Genomic DNA, 24,515 nt, shown 5'->3' with positions numbered 1-24,515 from the left:
AGCGGCGCGGCTGGCGGGGCCGGTATAATGTCGGACTTTGCAGCGCCGCTTAACCCCGATTCGCGCCGCGCGCTTTTCACGTGCCGACCCATTCCCGCTGAAAAGCGCCATCGCGCCTGGCACGCTCGGGCGCCTGCGCCCTGCCCCGCTTTCCAAACTGCCCATCTCGACCCGACCATGACTGCCAAATTGATCGACGGCCTCGCCCTTTCCAAGACCCTGCGTGCCGACGTCGCCGCGCGCGCCGCCGCCCTCACCGCCCGCGGCCATCAGCCGGGCCTCGCCGTGGTGCTGGTCGGCGACAATCCGGCCAGCGAAGTGTACGTGCGCAACAAGGTCAAGGCGTGCCACGACAATGGCCTCGGCTCGTCGTTCGACCGCTATCCCGCTGATCTGCCGGAAGCCGAGCTGCTTGCGCGCATCGACGAACTGAACCGCGATCCGCTCATTCACGGCATTCTGGTGCAACTGCCGCTGCCGCCGCATATCGACAGCCACAAGGTGATCGAGGCGATCGCGCCGGAGAAGGACGTGGACGGCTTTCACGTCGCCAACGCCGGTGCGCTGATGACCGGCCGGCCGCTGTTCCGCCCGTGCACGCCGTATGGCGTCATGAAAATGCTCGCCGCTTACGACATCCCGCTGCAAGGGGCAAACGCCGTGGTGATCGGCCGCTCGAACATCGTCGGCAAGCCGATGGCGCTGCTGCTGCTCGAAGCCGGCGCGACCGTGACGATCTGCCACAGCAAGACGCGCGATCTGGCCGCCCACACGCGCAATGCCGACGTGGTGGTCGCCGCCACCGGCCTGCGCAATATTCTCACGGCGGAGATGGTGAAGCCGGGCGCGGCGGTGATCGACGTGGGCATGAATCGCGACGAAGCCGGCAAGCTGTGCGGCGACGTCGACTTCGCGGGTGTCAAGGAAGTGGCCGGTTACATCACGCCGGTGCCAGGCGGCGTCGGCCCGATGACCATCACCATGCTGCTCGTCAATACGATCGAAGCCGCCGAGCGCGAAGCAGCGGCACACGCGTAAAGCATGAGAAGGAAAGCCGGCAGAAGCGGATTCGCCGGCATCGAGACCCTGCTGCCCTGGCCTTGCGCCAGGGCAGCGCCCACGAGCGGCGCCGAACGCGCGCCGTACGCTCAGCGCGTGGCTTGATCGCCGGCCGGCATGCCTGCCGCGAGCGGCGTCGAGCGGCGTGCGAGACGCCCGCGGCACCACTTCAGCACCGGCCGCTCCACGAAGTGCCATGACAGCGCCGCGCACAACAGGATGATCGGCGCGGCGACGAGGACCGCCGCCACGTGCCCCAGTTGCGGCGCAATGTTCGCCACGCACTGCTGAACCATGAAGCCGTACAGATAGATACCGTACGAGTAATCGTGACGCGGCACGAAGCGTCGCAACAGCGGCGTCGTCCCGACCCACAGCACGCCGTACACGAAGGCCAGATAGAACAGCGGCTGCGCGCCGGCCGTGTCGCGGAACACCAGAAACACCATCGTGAGCGCGAGCGCCGTCAAGCCGTTGATGTCGATCCGTTCACGCCAGCCGTACAGCAACATGCCCAGCATGAAGAACGGCTCCGGCCAGAACGAATAACCGCCGGGCGTTTCGCTGAAGTCGCGCAAACCCACCTGCCAATGCGACAGATTCACGCGCAGCACGAAGGCGGCGCAACCCAGCGCGGCGGCGAGCGCCACGCCGCGGGAGCTGGACAGCAACCCCACCATACCGGTCACGAGCACGATCAGATAGCAACGCACTTCGAGCGGCAGCGTCCAGAGCGGTGCGCAGACGTCGACAGGAAAACGGTTGTGCTCGAACACGCCGGGCAGTGCCCAGCCGGTTTTCAGCACGATGGTCGAGAAATTGTCGAGATTGGCCCACGTCATGCCGGAGGCGAAATATTCGCGCAGCGGCAACGTCGTAAAGAGCGGGCCGACGACGAACACCGTCACCAGCGAACCGGCCGCCACCGCCGGCCACAGTCGCGCAATGCGCAAGACGGTGAAGCGCGGCACCGAGCGTTGCCGGTCGAAGCTGGCGGTGACCAGCATGCCGCTCAACAGGAAAAAGGCGTAGACGCCCAGCGCGCCGAAACCGTCGAAACCCAGCGCGTTCTGGACCCAATCCGTGGTGCCGTCGGGTGCCTGGAGCAGATACGAATGGCCGTAGACGACGGCGATGGCAGCCAGCAGTCGCACGAGGTCGAAGTTGTTGCCCTTGCGTGATAGAGCATCCGAAAGCAGGTTCATCGATACCTCATTACAAAAACAAAAAGCGCCGCCGACCGATAGCGACACTCCACCTTGCCGCACAGCAGCAATGCGGACCGTTCGCTTTCGCACAGAGCACAGTGGCGCTTTTTTGCCCGCGCGGCGGCGCCCCGCCACGCGCACAGTGCGGCGACATCTGATAATTTGTCTGCCGACGGATTGGAAACGGCGCGCCCTGCCCCAATAATGTCTGTATCGGCTGCGCCAGGGCGTCGTCGCGCACGCCCCGAAAGAAGTCCTTCTGGGGAACCGCCGTCCATGCACCGATTACCCGTTCACCCGCGTCAGACAGGAAGCCTCATGTCCACTACCGCCTCGAATCACGACAATCCGCTCCTCGATTTCTCCGACCTGCCGCGCTTTGGCCAAATCCGCCCCGAACACGTCACGCCCGCCCTCGATGTACTGCTCGCCGATGCGGCCGCCGCCGTCGAGCGCGCCGCCCAGCCGATCACGCCCGCGTCGTGGGCCGACGTGGTCGAGCCGGTCGAGCGCGCCACCGAGCCGCTGTCGCGCGCCTGGAGCGTGGTCGGCCATCTGAACGCCGTCGCCGATACGCCCGAGCTGCGCGCCGTGTACGGCGAGAATCTGCCGCGCGTCACCGAGTTCTGGTCGAGCGTCGGACAGAATCTCGCGCTCTATGAGAAGTACAAGGCGCTGCATGCCAGTAGCGACTTCGCTTCGCTGACCGGCGAGCGCAAGAAGATCCTCGGCAATGCGCTGCGCGATTTCCGCCTGTCCGGCGCGGAATTGCCGGAACACCAGAAGCCGCATTTCGCCGAATTGCAGGAACGCCAGGCGGCGCTGTCCAAAGCGTTTTCGGATCACGTGCTCGACGCAACCAACGCCTATGCGTATATCGTCGAAGCCGGCAATGAAGCGCAACTGGCCGGCCTGCCCGAAGACGTGGTCGAAGCCGCCAGGGAAGCGGCCGAGCGCGAAGGCAAAACCGGCTACAAATTCACGCTGCACTTCCCGTCGTATTTCCCGGTGATGCAGTACTCGGAAAATCGTCCGATGCGCGAAGCAATGTATCGCGCCTATGTGACGCGCGCCTCGGAACTCGGCCCGCAATACGGCAATGGCAAGCCCGAATGGGACAACACCGCGGTGCTCGCCGAGCAGTTGAAACTGCGCGCCGAAGAAGCGCAGATGCTCGGCTACAACAACTTCGCCGAAGTCTCGCTCGCGCCGAAAATGGCGGAGTCGCCCGCCCAGGTCATGAGCTTTCTGGAAGACCTCGCCACGCGAGCGCGTCCGCACGCCGAACAGGACTGGAAAGAACTGCGCGAATTCGCCGCGAACGAGCTTGGCATGGGCGAGCTGCAACCGTGGGACATGACGTTTGCCGCGGAGCGTCTGCGGCAGAAGCGCTATTCGTTCTCCGAGAACGAGGTCAAACAGTACTTTCCGGAAGACGCCGTCTTCAAGGGTTTGTTCAAGGTCACTGAAACGCTGTTCGGCGTGCGTATCCGTCGCGACGAAGCGGCCGTGTGGCATCCGGACGTGCGCTTTTTCCGCGTCGAGAATCAGGACGGCGGCCTCGTCGCACAGTTCTATCTCGATCTCTATGCGCGCGAAGGCAAACGCGGCGGCGCCTGGATGGACGACGCGCGCGGCCGTCACAAGCATACGCACGGCAGCGTGCAAACGCCGGTCGCGTATCTGACCTGCAACTTCTCGGCGCCGGTCGGCGGCAAGCCCGCCTGCTTTACGCACGACGAAGTCATCACGCTGTTCCACGAGTTCGGCCACGGCTTGCACCACATGCTCACGCGCGTCGACGAACTGGGCGTGTCGGGCATCAACGGCGTCGAATGGGACGCGGTCGAACTGCCGTCGCAATTCATGGAGAACTTCTGCTGGGAGTGGGACGTGCTGAGCGACATGACCTCGCACGTCGAAACGGCGAGGCCCTTGCCGCGCGAACTGTTCGACAAGATGCTCGCCGCGAAGAACTTCCAGAGCGGTCTGGGCACGCTGCGCCAGATCGTGTTCTCGATGTTCGACATGCAACTGCATACGGGCTTCGACGCATCCGGCACGAAGAACGCCACCGAACTCGCGAGCGAAATCAACGAGCGCTTCCACGTCGTGCCGCAAGCACCGTTCTCGCGTTGGCCGAACACGTTCAGCCATATTTTCGCGGGCGGCTATGCGGCGGGTTACTACAGCTACAAGTGGGCTGAAGTGCTGTCCGCCGACGCCTACGCGGCATTCGAAGAAGCGGCGCAGGCGGCGAGCGGCAGCGTGCTCGATCAGGCGACCGGCATGCGTTATCGCACGGAGATTCTGGAGGTGGGCGGCAGCCGTCCTGCAATGGAATCGTTCAAGGCATTCCGCGGCCGCGAGCCGAACATCGACGCCTTGCTGCGGCACAACGGCATGACGCCGGGCGTCGCGCCTTGATGAGTTGAGGTTGATACACGCGTCGGCGCCTTGCTCGGGCCGATGAAAGCCGGTGACCTGCTTGACGCAGGCACCGGCTTTTTCATTTGAGCGCCGAACGCGCGACTAGGCGCGATGCAGTTTGAAATCCACCTCAGACGGCCGCCCTTCGAGCGACAGCGCCGCGCGCGCCGCCGGCGCGCGGCTCACTACCTTGCCGCGGCTCACCACCGCGAGGCGCGCGGCGCGCAGGCGGATCGCTTCGACCGGATTGCGCGCGTCGAGCAGCACGAGATTGGCCGCGCAGCCCGGCGCGATGCCGTAGCCTTCCAGACCGAGAATGCGCGCGGGGTTCACCGTCACCGCGTCGAAGCAGGCGCGCATGCCCTCGACACCCGTCATCTGCGCCACATGCAGGCCCATGTGCGCCACTTCGAGCATGTCGCCCGAGCCGAGGCTGTACCATGGGTCCATCACGCAATCGTGGCCGAACGCGACGTTGATGCCCGCCGCCATCATCTCCGGCACGCGCGTCATGCCGCGCCGTTTCGGATAAGTGTCGCTGCGGCCTTGCAGCGTGATGTTGATCAGCGGATTCGCAATCGCCGCGACGCCCGCCTCGCGCATCAGCGGCAGGAGCTTGCTGACGTAGTAGTTGTCCATGGAATGCATCGAGGTCAGATGCGAACCGGTCACGCGCCCCTGCAAGCCGAGCCGATGCGTTTCGGCCGCGAGCGTCTCGATGTGGCGCGACATCGGATCGTCCGATTCATCGCAATGCATGTCCACGCGCAAGCCCTGCTCCGCCGCGTATTCGCACAGCAAACGCACGGACTGCGCGCCGTCGGCCATGGTGCGCTCGAAATGCGGAATGCCGCCCACCACATCCACGCCCATCGCGATCGACCGCTTGAGGTTCTCGAAAGCGCCCGCGCTGCGCAACACGCCGTCTTGCGGAAACGCCACCAGTTGCAGGTCGAGATACGGCGCGACACGGCGTTTCACTTCGACCAATGCTTCGACGGCGAGCAGGCGCGGATCGCACACATCCACATGGCTGCGGATCGCCAGCAGCCCGCGCGCCACGGCCCAGTCGCAATACTGCAGCGCGCGCTCGATCAGTGCCTCCTGTGTCAGGTCCGGCTTCAGTTCGCCCCATAGCGCGATGCCCTCCAGCAGCGTGCCCGACGCGTTCACGCGCGGCAAACCATAAGAGAGCGTCGCGTCCATATGGAAATGCGGGTCGACGAACGGCGGCGTGACGAGCGAGCCCGCGGCATCGATTTCTTCACGCGCATTGGCGGCCAGATTCGGTTCGACGGCGACGATGCGGCCCGCTTCGATGCCGATGTCGACCGGCACGTCTCGCTGCGGCGCGGCGCCTTGCGGCAGCATCGCGCGGCGGATGATCAGATCCATATATCGCTCCCTTTGACCCTTCCTGATTGATCAGGATTCTATCGGCGTCAGAAAGCGCGTGGCGACGTTTTTATGCGGCGCCGTTGCGTCCGCCCGTACCGGCGAGCGACGCGCGATCCGTACCGGCTACGGGTCCCGCCTCCCGCCTATACTCGCCTGACAGACGGTCGATGCCACGCCGTCATCCACTCATGGAGCAGGTACATGAAGACCATCGGCGTGATCGGCGGAATGAGCTGGGAATCGTCCACCGAGTATTACAGGCTTCTGAACCGCTACGCGAAGGCGCGTCTCGGCGGCCACCACAACGCCCGCAGCCTGATGCTCACCGTCGACTTCGCGCCGGTCGAAGCGCTGCAGCGCGCGGGCGACTGGGACGCGCTCGGCCGGCAGATGGCCGACGCCGCGCGCCAACTCGAACGGGGCGGCGCCGATCTGGTGATGCTTGCGACCAATACGATGCATCGCGTGTATGAATCGATCGAAGCGGCGATCGAGGCGCCGTTCCTGCATATCGCCGACCCGACCGGCAGCGCGTTGCGCGCGGCAGGCGTGGAACGAGTGGGCTTGCTCGGCACGCGCTATACGATGGAGCAGACTTTTTACACGGCACGCCTCGACGAGCGCTACGGCCTCACAACGCTGGTTCCCGACGCAGCCGAACGCGCGGACGTGCACCGCATCATCTACGACGAGTTGTGCCACGGCCATGTGAACGACGCCTCGCGCGCGGTGTATCAACGTGTGATCGAAGCGCTGGCCGCGCGTGGCGCGCAGGCTGTGATTCTCGGCTGCACGGAAATCACGTTGCTGATCAAGCCGGAAGATTCGGTGCTGCCGGTGTTCGACACGACCGCGTTGCATGCGCAGGCGGCGGTGGAGTGGGCGATTGGAGTGGAGTGAGCGCGGATGGGCGGGTAAGCTGGAACGCCCGGGGAGCGTGGCAGCTATCGCGAGAAGATTGTTTTGAGACGGAGTCTGCGGCACATTGGAAAACGGACGCGCGAATTATGCTGCTATTCATTTTATCCAATTGATCGAACGATTCCGAACTACATCAATGTCCAGCCAGAACGCTCACCTACATCGCCCCATCAAGACCGCAAAGCATGCATGGCGTGAAAAATCATCCAGCGTTGCCCCCCCGGCGTTCAAAGCGCATTAAAAGAGGCCATGCGTGCTGAATCCGTTTCGGACGCGGATTTCAACGATCTCCTGTGGATCATGGCGCAAGAATCGGCGGGCATCGACGGCACGCGGCCTGTTTCGACTACTGCGGGCGCAGTAGGGCCTGAATCCACGCGGGGAAGCATCCTTTGGTGATGCGAAGGAAGAATGTCAGGGCGGCATACGCTACATCTATGGCCGTTACCGCTCTGCCCATTCCGGCAGGTCATTCTGGCAGTACCCGCCACTGGTATTAAACAATGCGTCTAACCCACGTCCGGTTTGCGGCCTTAATACTCGCTGCGCTATCCAGTTTGAGCCATGCGGAGCCACTTCCCAAGTTTGAGAATTGTTCCGTACCGGTTGAATCAAAACATGCCACGGTCCCGCGCCTGAAGTTTGCCGATGCCCCAGCGCGGAAATACAGGACCGTGATTCGTGATGCAGCCAGTCAGCGGGTCAACTTTGCTGGACACTATGTCCTTGCGACCTGGGGTTGCGGGTCCGGCTGCGTTACGGCGGCGGCAATCGACTCGAAATCAGGTCGGGTCAGCTCACTGCCATTCACGGTTTCCAACTGGCCGATGGACGTCACCGCGCCGCTTTCCTACCGCACGAATAGTTGCCTTCTTGTTGTGCGCGGCAGCCGTAACGAAAGCACCGACCGCGGAACTTACTACTACGCGTTTGATGGCAAGGCGTTCACGCTGCTCAAGAGTAAAAACGAGGCCAGGCAGTAGTCCAGATTGCGACGATGCTGGGCGCACAAGTTAAAAAGCCCGCGTGGCTTGTGCCAGCGGGCTTTCAACAATGCTTGGTTGCGGGGGTAGGATTTGAACCTACGACCTTCGGGTTATGAGCCCGACGAGCTGCCAGACTGCTCCACCCCGCGTCAGAGAAAACGGATTGTATAGAGATGTTCGCAAGACGTCAAACAAACGCACGAATTATTTCGCGTTCGTGACGCGACTCAAAGATCCTGGACTGTCGCGCCGTCCACCTTGCCGTCGATGATATCCGCGCCGTACTGGCTCGCGCTGCGTTTAGCCACGCCGAAATCGGAGAACGTTGACGGCAGCACGAGACGAAACACGCGGCTCGCCGTCGAGCCGCTGATCGCGCCGGGCCGGCAAACCCGCACCGCGACGTCGTAACCTTCGGCGTGACGCTTGTGGCCGTCGAATTTGTCGAACGTCCGCGAAAACACCAGCGGGTGCACTTCGAAGTCCTTATAAAGCGCTGGGTAAAGTTCAGCCATAATGCCTCTCCGATGCGCAAGAATGCGAGTGTGTGTGATCCCACTATACGCCGCAGCGGGACGGCATCATCCTTTTATTTTCACTGCCCCGACGGGGCCATTTTCACGCCCCCCTCTTCCTCGCGATAAGATGCGGGACTATCGGAATCACGCAAGCTTGTGAGAATGTCATGAAAATCGCCACCTGGAACGTCAACTCCCTCAAAGTCCGCCAGCAACATGTGATCGACTGGCTCGAAACCAGCGGCACCGACGTGCTCTGCCTCCAGGAACTCAAGCTGCCCGACGAAAAATTCCCGCGAACCGAACTCGCGGAGAAAGGCTACCGCAGCTGGTTCGCTGGCCAGAAAACGTATAACGGCGTCGGCATTCTGGTGCGCGACGGCCTGAGCGTCGATGAAAGCAGCATCGTGCGCAACATTCCTGGGTTCGAGGATCCGCAGCAACGTGTGATTGCGGCGACTATCGAAGGCACGCGCGTTATCTCCGCCTATTTCCCGAACGGCCAGGCGCCGGGCACCGACAAGTTCGCGTACAAGCTACGCTGGCTCGCCGCACTGCACGACTGGATCGCGAGCGAGATGGCGTTGCATCCCAAGCTCGCGCTGCTTGGCGACTACAACATCGCGCCGGAAGATCGCGACGTGCACGATCCGAAAGCATGGGAAGGCCAGAACCTGGTGTCGCCCGAAGAACGCGCGGAGTTCGTGCGGCTGATCGAGCTCGGCCTCGTCGATGCGTTCCGTCGGTTCGAGCAGCCTGAGAAACTCTACTCGTGGTGGGACTACCGGATGATGGCGTTCCGCCGCAACGCGGGGCTGCGTATCGATCACATTCTGCTGTCGAAGGCGTTGGCCGAGGTGTGCTCGTCGTGCGACATCGACAAGGTGCCGCGCAAGTGGGATCAGCCGTCGGACCATGCGCCGGTGGTCGCGCAGCTCGGCTAACCGCCGACGGGTGGAACCTCACGCGCCGAACCGTTGCGCCGCTGGGCGGCGCCCAGGCAAGACCAGAGGAACTCGATCACGAGCGCGTCCTGCTCCGCCATTTGCAGCCCATCCGCGGCGCCGTGGCCGCCCTGCGTGTCCTCGAAATACCAGACCTCGTCAACGCCGAGCGCTTGCATGCGCGCGGCCATCTTGCGCGCATGGCCGGGGTGCACGCGGTCGTCGCCGGTGGATGTCATGAGCAACACGGGCGGGTACGCGCGATCAGCCGACACCCGATGGTAGGGCGAATATGCGGCCAGCACCCTCGCGTCCTCGGGGACGTCCGGATCACCATATTCTTCGAGCCATGACGCCCCGGCGTGCAGAAGATGGTAGCGACTCATGTCCAGAAGCGGCACCTGGCTGACCACCGCGCCGAACAGTTCGGGCCGTTGCACCATGCACGCCGCCACCAGTAAGCCACCGTTGCTTGCGCCCTGAATGCCCAATTGCGCGGGCGTCGTCACCCCCGAGGTAACGAGCGCCTGTGCGACCGCGATGAAATCGTCGAAAGCGCGCTGGCGATTCGGACCGACCGCCGCAGTGTGCCAGGCAGGTCCGAATTCCCCGCCGCCACGAATATTCGCGACCACGTAGACACCGCCCGCCTCCAACCATCCAACGCCGGTCCCGCCCAGGTAAGCCGGCGTCAGCGGGATCGCGAAGCCGCCATAGCCGCTCAGCAGACACGGCCGTGCCTGCTGTCCGGGCTCGCGCGGCCCGATCAGGGTGTAGGGCACTCGGGTGCCGTCTGCCGACACCGCGTGAGCGCGCGTCACGGCGAAAGGCGCGGCATCGAAATTGGCGGGGAATCGGTCAATCAATTCCCACTGCGTGAGATCGTCCTGCATCAAATCGACAATCCAGCAGCAGCCGGGTTGAAGATAGTCCTCCACGCTGACATACGCCTCGTCGCCCATGGTCGGCTCGATCGGTGCAACACCGACCTGCACGTTCTCCTGCGATGGAAACTCGCGCGCAACCCACTGCCAGCTTGCAGCGTCCGACCGTTTCGCCTGCCACAGAACGGTATGCTGTCGAACGTCGTCGAGATACGAGACGATCAGCACGTGCCGCGTGAACGCGTAGTCGCAGCCCGAAGTTGTCGGCGTGGGCACGAAAAGCGGCGCGCAATCGCGCTCGCCGCGCAAAAACGCTGCCTCGCGAATGGCCAGCAATGCACCGCCGGCATAGACCACCCCGCCGCAGTTCCAGGCAAGGCGCGGTTGCAGCAGCAGCCATCCGCCCCACGCGCCGATTGCAACGTGCGCAGGCACTTCAAAGCGCTGCCATTGCCGCGAATCGTCAAGATAGTAGGTATCCGAATCAAACGAATCGACGCAGACGGATAGCGCGTGGCGCCGGTCGATGGGATCGAAAAGCGCGCCCACCGAAACATCGTCGAATTCAGCGCGGAACACGACCGGCGCGTGCGTTACCGGTGTGCCGCGCGACCAGCGCCGCACTTCGCGCGGGTAGCCGGAACGCGTCACACTCGTGGCGCCGTTGTCCCAACCGAGATAGACGGTGTCACGGTCAATCCACGAGATCGAATGTTTGCCCGGTTCGGGAAGCGCAAATCCATCGTCGACGAAACGAAGTGTCAGGAGATCGAACTCGCGCACGCCGATTGCATCCGAACCGCCGGACGACAGGCAAATCAGCGCCCGGTCGCCATCCGGATAGAGAATTTGCTGATCGACGCACACCCATGGCGTCTGCTCGTCCTCGCCGAGCCGGTCGAAGTCTATCAATGTCTGCCAGACGGGTTGACCGGCACGCCAACTCGCCCACGACGCGCGGCGCCAGATCCCTCGGGGAGTCGCTTCGTCCTGCCGGAAATCGTACGCCCAATCCCGCCAACGCGCGGGAATGACCGGGCGATCGTTACGCAGGTAGATGGAAGCTAGCCGGTTCCTGAGCGAGTCATAGCGCGCCCCGCTCCCCCATGCCGCGAGCGTTCGCGCGTTCTGCCGCTCCACCCATCCGAGCACCGCCGGATCGTCGAGCGCTTCGAGTGCGAGGAAGGTATCGGGGGAAAGCGGCCAAAAAAACGGCCTGGAAAACGACGTCGGCATAACGGCTCCTTCAACAGAAAGGACAACCGATTATGACGCTCGCTGCGCATGCAGCCTCATTAAGGCGACATCGTGCCGCACCATGCGCGCGAGACGCGCAAGGTGCGGCACATCAAGGGGATCTGGATAAACAGGTTTGCCGATCCGGCAGTCCCATCAAGGCTCGAGATTCAGTTCCTGAATCTTGCGCGTTATCGTGTTGCGGCCGATACCGAGACGCTCCGCCGCTTCCACCTTGCGGCCGCGCGTGAAGTCGAGCGCTTCGCGAATCACCGCCGCTTCGAACCGGCGCGCGAGTTCGTCCATGACGTCAGCCGCGTTCTCGCGCAACATGCGAGCGACTTCGGTGCGCAAGCCGCCTTCCCACGCGCTGACGGCATTCGCGACCGGCAAGCCGCCCACGGCGGCCGAATGCGCCACGGCGCTCGCGCCGTTGACCGACGCGCCGCCGGCGAGGCCCGCATCTGCCGTGCCGATCGCGCCGCCACCGCCGGGCAGATCGGTCACGCCGGCTTGCGCGGGTCCGAGGTCGGGCGGCAAGTCCTTGATCTCGATGGTCTGCGCGGGCGCCATCACCGTCAGCCAGTTGGCGAGATTCTCCAACTGACGCACGTTGCCCGGAAACGGCAGCGACGCGAGATAGGCCAGCGCCTCTTCGGACACGCGCTTCGGCTCGACGCCGAGATCGCGCGCGCTCTTTTGCAGGAAGTGGCGCGTGAGCAGCGGAATGTCTTCGCTGCGCTCGCGCAGGGCCGGCAAACGCAGGCGAATCACATTGAGGCGGTGATACAGGTCTTCACGGAACAGGCCCTGGCGGACGCGCGATTCGAGATTCTGGTGCGTCGCCGCGATCACGCGCACATTGGCGCGCAACGGGTTGTGGCCGCCGACGCGATAAAACTGCCCGTCCGACAGCACGCGCAACAAGCGCGTCTGCAAATCGAACGGCATGTCACCGATTTCGTCGAGAAACAGCGTGCCGTTCTCGGCCTGCTCGAAGCGGCCCTGGCGCATGGCCTGCGCGCCGGTGAAGGCACCCCGCTCGTGGCCGAACAATTCGGATTCCAACAGATCTTTGGGAATTGCCGCGGTGTTCAGCGCGATGAAGGGACCGTTCGCGCGTGGGCTATGTCGGTGCAACGCACGCGCGACCAGTTCCTTCCCGGTGCCTGATTCGCCGGTAATGAGCACGGTTGCCGCGGAATGGGACAGGCGGCCGATCGCGCGGAACATGTCCTGCATGGCCGGCGCCTGGCCGAGCATTTCCGGTGTTTCGGTGACGCGCTCGTCCCACGTCTGTTCGCCGCGCATGCTTTCGTCCACCGCGCGGCGAATCAGCTCGACCGCCTTGTCGACGTCGAACGGCTTGGCGAGGTATTCGAACGCGCCGCCCTGGAATGCGGCGACCGCGCTATCCAGGTCCGAGAACGCCGTCATGATGATGACGGGCAAGCCCGGCACCTTGTCACGCACGGTTTGCAGCAATTCGAGGCCGGAGCCGCCAGGCATCCTGATGTCGGACACCAGCACCTGTGGGCTGTCATGGTCGAGCGCGGCCGATGCCTCACGCACATTCGCGAAGCTGCGGGTCGCGAAGTTTTCGCGGGCCAGTGCTTTTTCGAGCACCCAGCGAATCGATTGATCGTCGTCTACTATCCAGATCGGCTTCATATAGGTCGTTCAGAAGTCTTGAGAGGAAAAACGCCCCCTAACCTGTCGCTTCGCGCCAGGCCCCCCGAGGGGGGGTGAGAAACACCGGGACAGCCCGGCGTTTTCCCACCAGGGGTGTTAGCAGTCGAGCGGCAGCAGAATCTGAAACTCGGTGTGGCCCGGGCGGCTATCCACTTCGATCAGACCGTCGTGCTGTTGCACGAAAGTCTGCGCGAGCGTCAGGCCGAGACCGCTACCGTCCTCACGCCCCGATACGAGCGGATAGAAAATGCGGTCACGGATTTCTTCGGGGATGCCTGGGCCGTTGTCAGTGATATGCAAGTCCAGTGCCAGCTTACATAAACGTTTCGACACGGTGATCTTGCGGGCAATACGGGTGCGCAATTCGATCCGCGCATCGCCTTGCGAAATACGTTCGCGCAGCGCTTCGGCCGCGTTGCGCACGATGTTCAGGAGCGCCTGGATCAGTTGCTCCTTGTCGCCGCGCAGGTCGGGCACGCTCACGTCGTAATCGCGCTCGATGGTGAGGCCGCGCGGAAACTCCGCGAGAATCACCTGGCGTACGCGTTCACACACCTCGTGAATATTCACGTCGCCGACGATATGCGGATGGCGGTGCGGCTCCAGAAGACGGTCGACCAGCGTTTGCAGCCGGTCCGATTCCTTGATGATGACCTGCGTGTACTCGCGCAATTCGTCGCGCTGACGCTCGCCGAGTTCGAACTCGAGCAGTTGCGCCGCGCCGCGAATCCCGCCGAGCGGGTTCTTGATCTCATGCGCGAGATTGCGGATCAGTTGCTTGTTGACCGCCGTGAGGTCGTTGATGCGCTCCTCGCGGTCGGTGCGCAGATGCCGCTCGTTCTCGAACAGTTCGAGCAGCACGTAGTCTTGCGCGCCTTCCAGGAAACCGACGATCGCATGCACATGCAGCGGCTCGTGGCCCGGACGCTCGAGCACGGCGTCCAGATGTGTCGCGTGAAAACGATGGGCGGCGATCGCGGAAATGGTCGCGACCAGTTCGTCGGCATTCGAGAAGATGTCCGGCCACGCCATCTGCGTGAGTTGCCGGCGCGAAAGATCCAGCATCGATTCCGCCGACGGATTCGCAAACGCGACGCGCAGCGTGCGCTTTTCGAGCACCAGCACGACCGTCGGCAACGCCTCGAAGCCCGGCAGCAAACCGGAGCTGACGAGTTGCGCGTCGTCCGAGAGCGTCTGCTCGTGCCCTTTCCTTGCCTTGATCAGATTCTTTAGAACCATCTTGCAGTCTGGCCGATAGGAGATGGTGATAAATCAGGTAGTCCGCTTGTTGCCTTGCTCAATACCCATACAACGCCCGTACGCCGCAAACGTTGTGTTCGGCCTAACAAAAAAGGGACGGCGCCGCCGTCCCTTCGTGACCGATCGCGAGCGTCGGGCAAAGCGCTTCGCCGCGTGAAGGGCGAAGCGCCATTGCCGCTTACAGCGAGTAGTACATTTCGAATTCGATCGGGTGCACCGACTGACGATAGCGTTGCAGCTCGCCCGTCTTCAGTTCGATGTACGCGTCGAGCATCGAATCCGTGAACACGCCACCGCGCGTCAGGAATTCGCGGTCCGCGTCCAGCGCGTCCAGAGCCTGGTCGAGGCCGGCGCACACGGTCGGGATCTTTGCATCCTCTTCCGGCGGCAGGTCGTACAGATTCTTGTCGGCGGCTTCGCCCGGGTGAATCTTGTTCTGCACGCCGTCCAGACCCGCCATCATCAGCGCGGAGAAGCACAGGTACGGATTCGCCATCGGATCCGGGAAGCGCGTTTCGATACGGCGGCCCTTCGGATTCGACACGTGCGGAATACGGATCGATGCCGAACGGTTGCGAGCCGAGTAAGCCAGCTTGACCGGTGCTTCGAAGTGCGGCACAAGGCGCTTGTACGAGTTCGTCGACGGGTTCGTGATCGCGTTCAGCGCGCGAGCATGCTTGATGATGCCGCCGATGTAGAACAGCGCGAATTCCGACAGACCTGCGTAACCGTTGCCTGCGAACAGGTTCGTGCCGTCCTTCCAGATCGACTGGTGAACGTGCATGCCCGAACCGTTATCGCCGACCACCGGCTTCGGCATGAACGTTGCCGTCTTGCCGTACGTGTGCGCGACGTTGTGGATGATGTACTTCATCTGCTGCAGCCAGTCGGCGCGTTGCACCAGCGTCGAGAACTTCGTGCCGATTTCGTTCTGGCCCTGGCCCGCGACTTCGTGGTGGTGCACTTCGACCGGAATGCCGATCTGTTCGAGCAGCAGACACATTTCCGAACGGATGTCCTGGAACGTGTCGACCGGAGCGACCGGGAAATAGCCGCCCTTCGTGCCCGGACGGTGGCCGGTGTTGCCGCCTTCGAAGTCCATCGACGACGACCACGGTGCTTCTTCCGAACCGATCTTGACGAACGTGCCCGACTGATCCGTGCCCCACTTGATCGAGTCGAAAATGAAGAATTCGGGTTCCGGACCGAAGAATGCCGTGTCGCCGAGGCCCGTGCTCTTCAGATACGCTTCAGCGCGCTTTGCCAGCGAGCGCGGGTCGCGCTCATAGCCCTTGCCGTCCGCCGGTTCGACGACGTCGCAGGTCAGCACGAGGGTCGATTCTTCGTAGAACGGGTCGATGAAGGCCGTGTTCGCGTCCGGGACCAGCAACATGTCCGATGCTTCGATGCCTTTCCAGCCGGCAATCGACGAACCGTCAAACGCATGGCCGCTTTCGAACTTGTCTTCATCGAATGCCGACACCGGCACCGAAACGTGTTGCTCCTTGCCGCGCGTGTCGGTGAAACGGAAGTCGACAAACTTGACGTCTTCGTCTTTGACGAGTTGAACGACGTCGGCCACGGATTTACTCATAACCTATCTCCTGATTAACGAATTCGGCGGATTCAGCCGCCGCCCAATCTAGCTGACCCGTCCCGGCGCGTCCACCCCTCAATGGTCGGGGATGAATATAAAACTTTGCTCGGACAAATCGATTGGCACCAATAAAGCAGCATCTGTGCCACGTATGCGCCAACCCGGCGCAAAACGACGCCACGCGCGCGTTTGCGGGGAATGGGCGCACCGAACGGCATGCAGCCCCCCAATCTTCACGGCCGTTTACGCACCACAATTGTGCGCGCGGCAGATCAACAACAGCCGGCACTTCTATTTTGGTGCATGCGCAAAAATTTGCACCATATTTGCGCGCGACTGCGGACGCGATGTTTGCCCGAGCGCCGCCGTTCGAGCCGCGGATATGCGGCCTTCGCCGCGCGCTAGAATGTTCATTTAGTCCGAAGGAGATTTGCGCTCATGAGCTCGCTCGAACAGTTGTACGCAGCCGCGGACAAGCGCCGCACCGAGAACCAGTTGCCGTACGCCGGCGCGGTGTCACCGGCCGAAGCATTCGAACTGTTGCAACTCGATCCGCGCACCCGCCTCGTCGACGTGCGGACCCGCGCCGAACTCGATTGGGTCGGCCGGCCGGTGATCGGCGACGGACAATACGCGCACGTCGAATGGACGCGCTATCCGGGCGCGGTGCCGAATCAGGAATTCCTTCAGCAATTGAGCCAGGTCGCCACGCCCGATACACCGGTGCTGTTTCTGTGCCGCAGCGCCGCGCGCTCCAAGCTTGCCGCGATTGCCGCCACCCAGGCCGGCTTCAACAAGGCGTACGACCTGCTGGAAGGATTCGAAGGCGACAAGGACGGCCAGGGGCATCGGAAGACGGTGTCGGGCTGGTGCTTTCGCGGGTTGCCGTGGATCGGCGCGTAAGTGCGGCGCCTGACGGGTTGATTGCGGCCTCGCCGTTGGCTGGCCGTTGGCTTGCTGTTGCCTCGCCGTTGCCTCGCCGTTGCCTCGCCGTTTGCCTCGCTGTTGCCTGGACGGCTTCCCTGAACGTTCCCCGAACGCTGCCTGTTGCCCCACAACGCGCCGAGGCCGGTTCAAAAGCGTCCTGACGAGCCTCGCGCGTGAGGACAGGCCCATCGTCCGCGCCGAATGTGGCGGGCCGATGATGCGCTCAAGGCGCGCGCGGTTCGACAACAATCGCAATGAAAAACGGGCGCCGCAGCGCCCGATCGACTCGAAAGGTACGCCGCGCGGATCAGGCGCGCGGTTTCGCCGCCGCGGCCGCCGCCTCGGGCTCGACGATATCGCCGCCCAGCAGATGCACTCCTTCGCGCAGTTTGACGAAGGCCGCCGCCACCGCCTCGGGCTCGCCCTTCACGCCCAGGTCGATGTGATGGCGCGCGTACACCCCGCCGCGTTCCGCGTCGCCCACGCTCGGCAGGCTGAAGACCCGCACGCCCGGAAAGTCGTGTTCGATCTTTTCCATTAGCGGCGTGAGGCGCGACTCCGGCAACTCGAACACCAGTAGCGACTTCTCCGCGTGCGGCATGGCGTGATGCAGATGCGCGTATTGCGTATCCAGCACCCACTCGATCATCGGCCACGCCATGACCGGGAAGCCCGGCACGAAGTGATGCTGCCGGATCGAAAAACCCGGAATCTTGTTGTAGCCGTTCGGAATGATCGACGCGCCTTGCGGGAAGGTCCCCATATTCAGCCGATGCCGGTTCTCCGGCGACTCCAGATCGAGCGGCGTCGCCGGGTTCGCCGGGTGCATCTCGCGGATGCGCTCCTGGATCAGCTTCGCGGCCTCCGGGTGCAGTTCGAGCGGCACGCCGAGCGCGGCCGCCGCGCATTGGCGCGTGTGGTCGTCCGGCGTGGCGCCGATGCCGCCCGTGGAGAACACGATGTCGCCCGAGGCGAACGTACGCCGCAGCGTCGCCGTGATGCGCTCGGGGTCGTCGCCGATGTACTCCGCCCAGCCGAGCGACAGTCCGCGCGCGCCGAGCAATTCGATGACCTTCGGCAGATGCTTGTCGATACGCCTGCCCGACAGGATTTCATCGCCGATGATGATGACGCCAAATGCCATTGCCGCCTCTTTCGCTTAGTCAGTATTTCATCAGTAGGAAACCGGCGCCGTGTGCCGCACGCCGCCGTGCTCTTCCGCGCGCATGCGTTGCAGCGCGCGCAAACAGTAGTAGCCGAACCATAGCGCCGAGAACACGAGGATGAACGCATAGATCCAGATCGTCACGGCCGTGATCACGGGGAACAGCACGATCAGCCAGACCGACGACGCCCACAGCAGCGTAGGCAGCGATCCCAGCAAGCCGCTTGCAATGCCGATCAACAGCAGCGGCAGGCGGAAACGCCGCACCAGCGCACGCCGCTCGTCACGCGTGGCATGCAGCGCGAGCGCGTCGTAGCTCATCACGCGATACGTGAGCCACCCCCACAGCAGCGGCGGAATCAGCGCGAAGAACGGCGGCACGAGCCAGAGCGGCAGCGTGACGATCAGCAGCATCAGACAGACCAGCGTGGTCCACAACGCCTGAGCGAGGCTACCGTACCACGTTCCGCCGTGGCGCATTTCCAGGCTCGGGAACTGGCGGGCGGACAGGAAGCGGATGACGGCGGGCATCGACAGCGTGGCGATCAGCAGCAGCACCGTGACGACGATCAGCGGAATCGCCATCGCGATCACGATAAACGGCGCGATCGCCGTGTGCAGCGCCGAAAAACCGAGCCAGTCGAACAGATGATAAAGCGTCACCGTGAACGACCAGCCTTCGAGCCAGGCGCGGGTCGCACCGATCAGCGTCTGCCAGGAAAACCACAAGATCACGCCCCACCCGACCGTTGCCGCGAGAAACGGCATGAAGGTCAGCCAGAGCATGCGCGGGTGGAGCGCGCTTGCGAGCGCGCGCCCAAACGAGCGCAACAGATCATTCATGCGAGCCAGTGCCGGTGAACGAAACGATTGGAATAGGAGAAACGCGCGACGAGCCAGCCAGCCGGCCCGCCGCCCGTCCCAAAAGGGGACTTTGCCGCGGGGCGCCCCCAAGGGGACGTCCTGCGGGGCGTGCGCAAACGTGAACAGGATAAACCACGTGACGCGCCGCCGGGGAAACCGGCGACGCGGGAGAATGCGCGCTCAAACGGCGGCGGCGTCGTTACTTTCGGTGCGGCGCTTCGGCGAAAGACGGCCGGCGATGCGCACGAAGGCGAGCCAGTGCTGCGCCCAGAAACCGTCGCCGTAACGGCGGCCTTCGAGTTGATCGCTGATGCCGGTCGGCTCCATCTCGCGGCTCCAGGACACGCTGCGAAACAGCATGTCCCACCACGGAAACAGCACGCCGAAGTTGCAACCGTACTTCAAACCTTCGTGGCCGTAGCCGATCGCATGGTGACGGCGATGGAAGGTCGGACTCACCAGCAGGCGCTCGCCGAGCCAGCCGAAATACAGACGGATGTTCGCGTGCTGGACGCTCTGCGCGAGATTCGTGATCGCCACCAGCACGACGAACTGCGACGGCGGCACGCCGATCACCAACGCGATCACCGCGAAGAAAGAGGCTTGCAGCAGACCGTCGAGCAGATGGTTACGGTCGTCGGACCACAGCGACATCTGCTGCTGGCTGTGGTGCACCGCGTGCAGTTCCCACCACACGCCGATCCGGTGTTCCCAGCGGTGATACCAGTACCCGGCGAAGTCGAGCACGAGCAGATACATCACGAACGTGACGAGCGGCTGTGTGGTCACGCCCGGCCACAAATTGTCGAACTCGATATTCGAGATATTGCGCAGCCGCAGCCACGCCTGCACGTTGTCGAAGAACGGCTGCAGCGCGAAGAAAAAGAACAGGTTGAGAATGCCGAGCTTGGCGATCCACGTGTAGATCACGTCGACGCGCACCGCCTTGCGGTTCGACCACTGCTCGACCGGACGCAGCGCTTCGAGCGGACGCAGGATCGCGTACATGGCCAGCACTTCGAAGACGCCCACGATCACCCAATACAGGCTGTCGTAGGTGTCTTCGTCGTAATCCATCAGGTTAAAGCGGAACAGCAGCGGCTGCACCACGTCGACGTACAGCAACGTCTGCACGGCCGAAACGAAGCTGTCGAGCGAAGAAAAAATCAGATGGAACATGGTGCTGGCCTGTTACTTCATCCGTGACGGTTCGCCTGGTGCAGCATGAGCCCTTCCATCAGGCGCCGTTCGGCGCCGTGACCGGCGCGCGATTGAAGAAATAGATGCCGTGCGGCGAGCGGCCCACGGCAATCGTCTGGATCAGCTTACGCGTTGTCAGGTCGATGATGCCGACGTGCTTGGCGAAGCGGAAGGTAACCCACAGATAGCGTTTGTCGGCGGAAAGTTCCATGTCGTCGGGTCCGGGCATCAAACCGGTGATGTCGCCGACGTTGGTGAGCGAGTCCTCGTCGATGATGCTGATGGTGCTCGCCACCCGGTTCGACACCGCCACGTGCTTGCCGTCAGCCAGCGAGCGGAAGTTATGCGCGCCGTTGCCCGTGTGGATGGTCTTGACGATCTTCTGGTTGCGCCAGTCGACCACCGCGACGTAATCCGCGCCGGTCATCCCGACCAGCAGGTATTTCTCGCCCGGCGTCATCCACAGGCCCGCCGGCACCTTGCCGACCTTCATCTTCCACTTGACGGTTTGCGTGGCGAGGTCGATCGCAGCCAGTTCGCCGGAAACCTGCAGCGTGACGAATACCGTCTTGCTGTCCGTCGTGAACGCCATGTGGCTCGGCATGACCGCGAGCGGCAGGCGCGATGCCAGCGTCATCTGGTTCTTCTGGCCGTCGTAGTGATAGATGTCGAGGCGGTCCAGACGCAAGCCGGTGGTGACCAGCCATTTGCGGTCAGGTGAAAACCCGATCTGATACGGATCTTCGATATTTTCGACCCAACGCTGCACCTGGCCGGATTTGGGATCGACGAACATCAGATTGTTCGACACCGAATTCGCCACGATCAACGACGAATTGTCCGGCGTGGACATCAGATGGTGCGGTTCCTTGCCGGTGGGCACGGTGCCGATGACCTGGCGAGTGGTCTCGTCGATCAGGCTCAGCGTGGCTTCGCCGGAATTGAGCACGATCACGTTGTTGGCGTGAGCCGCCGGAGAAAAAAACCCTGCGGCGGCGACCAGCGCCGCGCCCGCGGCGAACGTGGCAGTCAAGCCGGGAAGAAAAAATTTGCGCATGAAAACTCACATCGGAGAACAACCATCATTGTAGAACGTTTGCCAGGACCAGCGGTTGACGTAGGTCCATGTTCGGACGCAAGAGAATCAGGGGCACGATGACCGTTCGCGCCGCCCGACGAGCGGGCCCGGCGCAGTCCGCGCTCACGCCTTTCTGAACGGCGCGCTACGTTTATCACGCCTGAGAACTCGAATCTCATTTAAAGGCATGTGAATACAAGAACACACTCAAATTAAAAACATAATTGCCAGAAAAACTGCGACCATTCTTTGTTTGATTTATTTTTTCACGCCGGCGAGTGGAAAGTTACACCCACAAAATGATTTTTCCTCGCTGACTTCAGATTTAACTGCCCTCTCCGGACATCGCCGGATTGGACAATCCCGCAGCCTCATCGCCCACGCAATCAACCCGGTGGACGCGCAGGCATGACGCGGGCGTTTCGTGCGCGCAAGAATGACCAGGACGCCGGCACGGTAAAAACAAAACGTGCGGGCGCCTATTCTTGCGCAATTTACCAGGGCGATGAATTCTTATTGGCTCCCCCGCGTTAATGCTCCGTCCACTTACGCAATACCGCGGAGTTTCCAAACAATGAATTGCAGCAACCCCAGTAGCCCATTAATCTGCTGTGAAGCGACGCCAACGTCGCTGTCGGCACCGGCGCCGGCACCGGCGCCGGCAAGATCGAAGACATGGCGAGCAACGGCCCGAACGAAATCGATCGCTCAGGCGGTGCTGATGCTCGCGGCATTGGCGCAGGGTGCGTCCGCGGCTCATGCCACGGTCTATTTCACGGCAGCTCCGTTCAATCCCGCTACCGACCAGGACGCCGCGGCCACCGGCCCCGGCTCGATTGCAGCGGGTATCGCGGCCCAGGCGGCAGGCGCCTATTCCATTGCGCAAGGCATGCAGGCGAGCGCGGCCGGCATCCATTCGATCGCGCTCGGCATGAGCGCGCAAGCGCTGAGCGAAAGCGCGATTGCAACGGGCTTTCAGGCCACGGCGGCAGGCACCTTCTCGATTGCGACGGGCGTGCAATCGACCGCGCAGGCCTTTGGCTCGCTCGCGACCGGCGTGCAAGCGGCGGCGCTGGGCGGCAAATCGACCGCGACAGGCTTCCAGTCGGATGCCGAGGGCGACAATTCGGTCGCGACAGGCGCGCAAGCAAGGGCGACCGGCACGAATTCCGTCGCGATCGGCTACCTGTCCCGCGCGTTCGGCACGAGTGCCTTCGCCGGCGGCAATCTGGCCGTGGCGGCAGCCGACTACAGCACCGCGATCGGCAATCAGGCCTTCGCGAACGGCGTGGGGGCAATGGCCTTGGGCGCATTCGCGCAGGCCGCCCGCGACAATGCCACGGCGCTCGGCGCCAATGCCGCCGCCTCGGCAACGGGCGCCGCCGCGCTCGGCGCCTATGCATCCGCGGCATCGGCAGGCAGTATCGCCGTCGGTTACGCCGCCGTTGCCGAGAACGCCGGATCGATTGCGATGGGCCGTGACGCGCATGCGGCGGCGGACGGCTCGGTGGCCCTGGGCCAGGGTTCAGCGGCCGAGCGCGCCAATACCGTCTCGGTCGGCTCCGCCGGCAACGAGCGGCAGGTCACGAATGTCGCGGCCGGCACCCAGGCGACCGACGCCGTCAACCTGAGCCAATTGCAGGCCGCCAGCGCCAACGCGTCGCGCTATTTCAAGGCGAACGGCCTGAACGACGGAACCGACGGCGCATCGGCCACGGGCGCCGACGCCGTCGCCATCGGCAGTGCGGGACTCGCCGCGGGGCAAGCCAGCGTTGCCGCCGGCACCGGTTCGCAGGCGAGCGGCGACTTCAGCACGGCGGTCGGCGGGTTCGCCACTGCTCAGGCGGACGGCTCCACGGCGGTTGGCCATCAGGCGAGCGCGACGGCCGCCAACGCCAGCGCACTCGGCGATCAAGCCCAGGCCGCGGGCGCGAATTCCACCGCGCTCGGTTATCAGGCCAGCGCAGTGGCCGCCAACTCCGTCGCACTCGGCCAAGGTTCGGTGGCCGACCGCGCGGGAACCGTCTCCGTGGGCTCCGCTGGGCAGGAACGTCAGATTGCGAACGTCGCGCCAGGCTCCGCCGACACCGACGCCGTCAACGTCGCCCAGTTGAAAGCGGTGAGCGCCCAGAGCGCGGCCACCGCCGCGAAGCTCGATGGCGCGGTGATGTACGACAAGAACGCCGATGGCAGCGTGAACCGCAACAGCGTCACGCTCGGCGGCGACAGTTCGGGCGGCGGCAGCGTGATCCCCAGCTTCGCAGCCGGGGTCAACGCGGCGAGCGGCGGCACCATGATTCACAACCTCGCAGCCGGTGTCGCCGGAACCGATGCGGTGAACGTGAATCAGCTGAACGCGGCGATCGCGAGCGCCGTCAACAACGCGGCGGTCGATACGGCCGATCCGTTCTTCAGCGCGCAAGGCAATCGCGATACCGAAGCCGCCGTGTCCTCCGGCACGCACGCCGTCGCCATGGGCGCCAGCGCCCAAGCCACCGGCACCAACGCGATCGCCATCGGCGCGAGTTCGCTTGCCAGCGGCAATAACGCCACCGCGCTCGGCGCGGCGGCGAAAGCCGGCGCCGACAACTCGGTCGCGCTCGGTCAGGGCTCCGTCGCGGATCGGGCGAACACGGTGTCGATCGGCGCGGCGGGCCAGGAACGCCAGCTCACCAATGTCGCCGCCGGCGTGCAAGGCACCGACGCCGTCAATGTCAGCCAGTTGCAGCAAAGCGCGAGCGGCGCGGTCAGCCAGGCGAACAGCTATACCGACGACCAGATCCGCTCGGCCCGCCGCGACGGCTACGGAGGCACGGCATCCGCCATGGCGATGGCCGGTTTGCCGCAAGCGGTCCTGCCAGGGCGCGGCATGGTTGCGATGGCCGGCGGCACCTACGCCGGCCAGTCGGCGTTCGCCATCGGCGTATCGCAGCTTTCGGAAACGGGCAAGTGGGTCTACAAGCTGCAAGGCACCACGGATTCGCGCGGCCAGTTCGGCGCGTCGATCGGCGCCGGCATGCACTGGTAGGCCGAACCGGCAGGACAAGTCCGGGCCACGGTCGCTGCCGTGAGCCCGGGCATCGCTCGAGCGGGTGCCCCGGCGCGGGTCCAAATAAAGGCTCGCGCCTTTCGCGCGTGACGTCATTCT

The 24,515-nt window shown here is 63.8% G+C and carries 18 protein-coding genes and 1 tRNA gene; 7 read left to right on the top strand and 12 right to left on the bottom strand.

Features of this window, described 5'->3' with window-relative positions:
* The first annotated feature begins 177 nt into the window (after nt 1-177).
* Entirely contained in the window at nt 178-1,038 is an 861-nt protein-coding gene (folD, locus tag CJU94_RS12125; RefSeq protein ID WP_095418895.1) for a bifunctional methylenetetrahydrofolate dehydrogenase/methenyltetrahydrofolate cyclohydrolase FolD, read from the top strand.
* 110 nt (nt 1,039-1,148) lie between these two features.
* On the opposite strand, the gene CJU94_RS12120 is transcribed toward folD, so the two are convergent.
* Complete coding sequence (locus CJU94_RS12120) at nt 1,149-2,264, bottom strand: acyltransferase family protein (RefSeq protein ID WP_095418894.1); 1,116 nt, start codon at nt 2,262-2,264, stop codon at nt 1,149-1,151.
* Between the two features lie 321 nt (nt 2,265-2,585).
* Between CJU94_RS12120 and CJU94_RS12115 the strand changes: the two genes are divergently transcribed.
* Nucleotides 2,586-4,694, top strand: a complete 2,109-nt coding sequence (locus tag CJU94_RS12115; protein ID WP_095418893.1) for a M3 family metallopeptidase — start codon at nt 2,586-2,588, stop codon at nt 4,692-4,694.
* A gap of 105 nt (nt 4,695-4,799) precedes the next feature.
* On the opposite strand, the gene CJU94_RS12110 is transcribed toward CJU94_RS12115, so the two are convergent.
* A complete protein-coding gene (locus CJU94_RS12110) occupies nt 4,800-6,092 on the bottom strand; it encodes an amidohydrolase family protein (RefSeq protein WP_095418892.1) in 1,293 nt (430 codons plus the stop codon).
* 204 nt (nt 6,093-6,296) lie between these two features.
* Between CJU94_RS12110 and CJU94_RS12105 the strand changes: the two genes are divergently transcribed.
* Nucleotides 6,297-6,995: an aspartate/glutamate racemase family protein gene (locus CJU94_RS12105; protein WP_095418891.1), complete on the top strand. Its 699-nt coding sequence runs from the start codon at nt 6,297-6,299 to the stop codon at nt 6,993-6,995.
* 695 nt (nt 6,996-7,690) lie between these two features.
* Entirely contained in the window at nt 7,691-7,999 is a 309-nt protein-coding gene (locus CJU94_RS40835; RefSeq protein WP_157763738.1) for a hypothetical protein, read from the top strand.
* A 75-nt stretch (nt 8,000-8,074) separates the two neighbouring features.
* Here the strand turns inward: CJU94_RS40835 and CJU94_RS12095 are convergent.
* Together CJU94_RS12095 and CJU94_RS12090 are read right to left on the bottom strand one after the other, a co-directional pair.
* Nucleotides 8,075-8,151: transfer RNA gene (locus tag CJU94_RS12095), tRNA-Met, on the bottom strand.
* A 78-nt stretch (nt 8,152-8,229) separates the two neighbouring features.
* The gene (locus tag CJU94_RS12090; protein WP_095418890.1) at nt 8,230-8,517 is read right to left on the bottom strand and encodes a hypothetical protein; all 288 of its coding nucleotides are present in this window, start codon (nt 8,515-8,517) and stop codon (nt 8,230-8,232) included.
* Between the two features lie 170 nt (nt 8,518-8,687).
* On the opposite strand from CJU94_RS12090, the gene xth reads away from it, so the two are divergent.
* The gene (xth, locus tag CJU94_RS12085) at nt 8,688-9,464 is read left to right on the top strand and encodes an exodeoxyribonuclease III (protein ID WP_095418889.1); all 777 of its coding nucleotides are present in this window, start codon (nt 8,688-8,690) and stop codon (nt 9,462-9,464) included.
* On the opposite strand, the gene CJU94_RS12080 is transcribed toward xth, so the two are convergent.
* The 4 genes from CJU94_RS12080 to glnA form a co-directional block, all read right to left on the bottom strand.
* A complete protein-coding gene (locus CJU94_RS12080) occupies nt 9,461-11,584 on the bottom strand; it encodes a prolyl oligopeptidase family serine peptidase (protein WP_095418888.1) in 2,124 nt (707 codons plus the stop codon). The genes xth and CJU94_RS12080 overlap by 4 nt on opposite strands.
* Before the next feature lie 156 nt (nt 11,585-11,740).
* A complete protein-coding gene (gene ntrC / locus CJU94_RS12075; RefSeq protein ID WP_095418887.1) occupies nt 11,741-13,255 on the bottom strand; it encodes a nitrogen regulation protein NR(I) in 1,515 nt (504 codons plus the stop codon).
* A 117-nt stretch (nt 13,256-13,372) separates the two neighbouring features.
* On the bottom strand, nt 13,373-14,515 hold the full coding sequence (gene glnL, locus CJU94_RS12070; RefSeq protein ID WP_095418886.1) for a nitrogen regulation protein NR(II): 1,143 nt from the start codon (nt 14,513-14,515) through the stop codon (nt 13,373-13,375).
* A gap of 199 nt (nt 14,516-14,714) precedes the next feature.
* Entirely contained in the window at nt 14,715-16,130 is a 1,416-nt protein-coding gene (gene glnA, locus CJU94_RS12065) for a type I glutamate--ammonia ligase (protein WP_095418885.1), read from the bottom strand.
* Nucleotides 16,131-16,571: 441 nt separating this feature from the next.
* Between glnA and CJU94_RS12060 the strand changes: the two genes are divergently transcribed.
* A complete protein-coding gene (locus CJU94_RS12060) occupies nt 16,572-17,036 on the top strand; it encodes a rhodanese-like domain-containing protein (protein ID WP_095418884.1) in 465 nt (154 codons plus the stop codon).
* Nucleotides 17,037-17,367: 331 nt separating this feature from the next.
* Here CJU94_RS12060 and CJU94_RS12055 read toward each other — a convergent pair whose 3' ends face one another.
* The 4 genes from CJU94_RS12055 to CJU94_RS12040 form a co-directional block, all read right to left on the bottom strand.
* Complete coding sequence (locus tag CJU94_RS12055) at nt 17,368-18,204, bottom strand: competence/damage-inducible protein A (protein ID WP_095418883.1); 837 nt, start codon at nt 18,202-18,204, stop codon at nt 17,368-17,370.
* Nucleotides 18,205-18,234: 30 nt separating this feature from the next.
* Nucleotides 18,235-19,068, bottom strand: coding sequence for an EI24 domain-containing protein (locus tag CJU94_RS12050; protein WP_095418882.1), 834 nt, complete (start codon nt 19,066-19,068; stop codon nt 18,235-18,237).
* A 201-nt stretch (nt 19,069-19,269) separates the two neighbouring features.
* The gene (locus CJU94_RS12045; protein ID WP_095418881.1) at nt 19,270-20,268 is read right to left on the bottom strand and encodes a sterol desaturase family protein; all 999 of its coding nucleotides are present in this window, start codon (nt 20,266-20,268) and stop codon (nt 19,270-19,272) included.
* A gap of 58 nt (nt 20,269-20,326) precedes the next feature.
* A complete protein-coding gene (locus CJU94_RS12040) occupies nt 20,327-21,346 on the bottom strand; it encodes a YVTN family beta-propeller repeat protein (RefSeq protein ID WP_095418880.1) in 1,020 nt (339 codons plus the stop codon).
* A gap of 595 nt (nt 21,347-21,941) precedes the next feature.
* Here CJU94_RS12040 and CJU94_RS12035 point away from each other — a divergent pair.
* Nucleotides 21,942-24,395 (top strand): YadA family autotransporter adhesin, encoded by a 2,454-nt coding sequence (locus tag CJU94_RS12035; protein WP_095418879.1) that lies wholly within the window; start codon nt 21,942-21,944, stop codon nt 24,393-24,395.
* Nucleotides 24,396-24,515: the final 120 nt, after the last annotated feature.

This window comes from Paraburkholderia aromaticivorans, from assembly GCF_002278075.1.
In the GTDB taxonomy this organism is placed as follows: Bacteria; Pseudomonadota; Gammaproteobacteria; order Burkholderiales; family Burkholderiaceae; genus Paraburkholderia; species Paraburkholderia aromaticivorans.
Note: the sequence above shows the minus strand (reverse complement) of the source record. Positions and strands in the feature narration are given on the sequence as shown.

Bases quoted from the DNA above. Each gene is read 5' to 3' on its own strand.
- CJU94_RS12110 (WP_095418892.1), bottom strand. From the start codon at position 6,092: ATGGATCTGATCATCCGCCGCGCGATGCTGCCGCAAGGCGCCGCGCCG.
- CJU94_RS12055 (WP_095418883.1), bottom strand. From the start codon at position 18,204: ATGGCATTTGGCGTCATCATCATCGGCGATGAAATCCTGTCGGGCAGG.
- xth (WP_095418889.1), top strand. From the start codon at position 8,688: ATGAAAATCGCCACCTGGAACGTCAACTCCCTCAAAGTCCGCCAGCAA.
- CJU94_RS12035 (WP_095418879.1), top strand. From the start codon at position 21,942: ATGAATTGCAGCAACCCCAGTAGCCCATTAATCTGCTGTGAAGCGACG.
- CJU94_RS12060 (WP_095418884.1), top strand. From the start codon at position 16,572: ATGAGCTCGCTCGAACAGTTGTACGCAGCCGCGGACAAGCGCCGCACC.
- CJU94_RS12090 (WP_095418890.1), bottom strand. From the start codon at position 8,517: ATGGCTGAACTTTACCCAGCGCTTTATAAGGACTTCGAAGTGCACCCG.
- CJU94_RS12045 (WP_095418881.1), bottom strand. From the start codon at position 20,268: ATGTTCCATCTGATTTTTTCTTCGCTCGACAGCTTCGTTTCGGCCGTG.
- CJU94_RS12080 (WP_095418888.1), bottom strand. From the start codon at position 11,584: ATGCCGACGTCGTTTTCCAGGCCGTTTTTTTGGCCGCTTTCCCCCGAT.
- glnL (WP_095418886.1), bottom strand. From the start codon at position 14,515: ATGGTTCTAAAGAATCTGATCAAGGCAAGGAAAGGGCACGAGCAGACG.
- folD (WP_095418895.1), top strand. From the start codon at position 178: ATGACTGCCAAATTGATCGACGGCCTCGCCCTTTCCAAGACCCTGCGT.
- CJU94_RS12040 (WP_095418880.1), bottom strand. From the start codon at position 21,346: ATGCGCAAATTTTTTCTTCCCGGCTTGACTGCCACGTTCGCCGCGGGC.
- ntrC (WP_095418887.1), bottom strand. From the start codon at position 13,255: ATGAAGCCGATCTGGATAGTAGACGACGATCAATCGATTCGCTGGGTG.
- glnA (WP_095418885.1), bottom strand. From the start codon at position 16,130: ATGAGTAAATCCGTGGCCGACGTCGTTCAACTCGTCAAAGACGAAGAC.
- CJU94_RS12050 (WP_095418882.1), bottom strand. From the start codon at position 19,068: ATGAATGATCTGTTGCGCTCGTTTGGGCGCGCGCTCGCAAGCGCGCTC.
- CJU94_RS12120 (WP_095418894.1), bottom strand. From the start codon at position 2,264: ATGAACCTGCTTTCGGATGCTCTATCACGCAAGGGCAACAACTTCGAC.
- CJU94_RS12105 (WP_095418891.1), top strand. From the start codon at position 6,297: ATGAAGACCATCGGCGTGATCGGCGGAATGAGCTGGGAATCGTCCACC.
- CJU94_RS12115 (WP_095418893.1), top strand. From the start codon at position 2,586: ATGTCCACTACCGCCTCGAATCACGACAATCCGCTCCTCGATTTCTCC.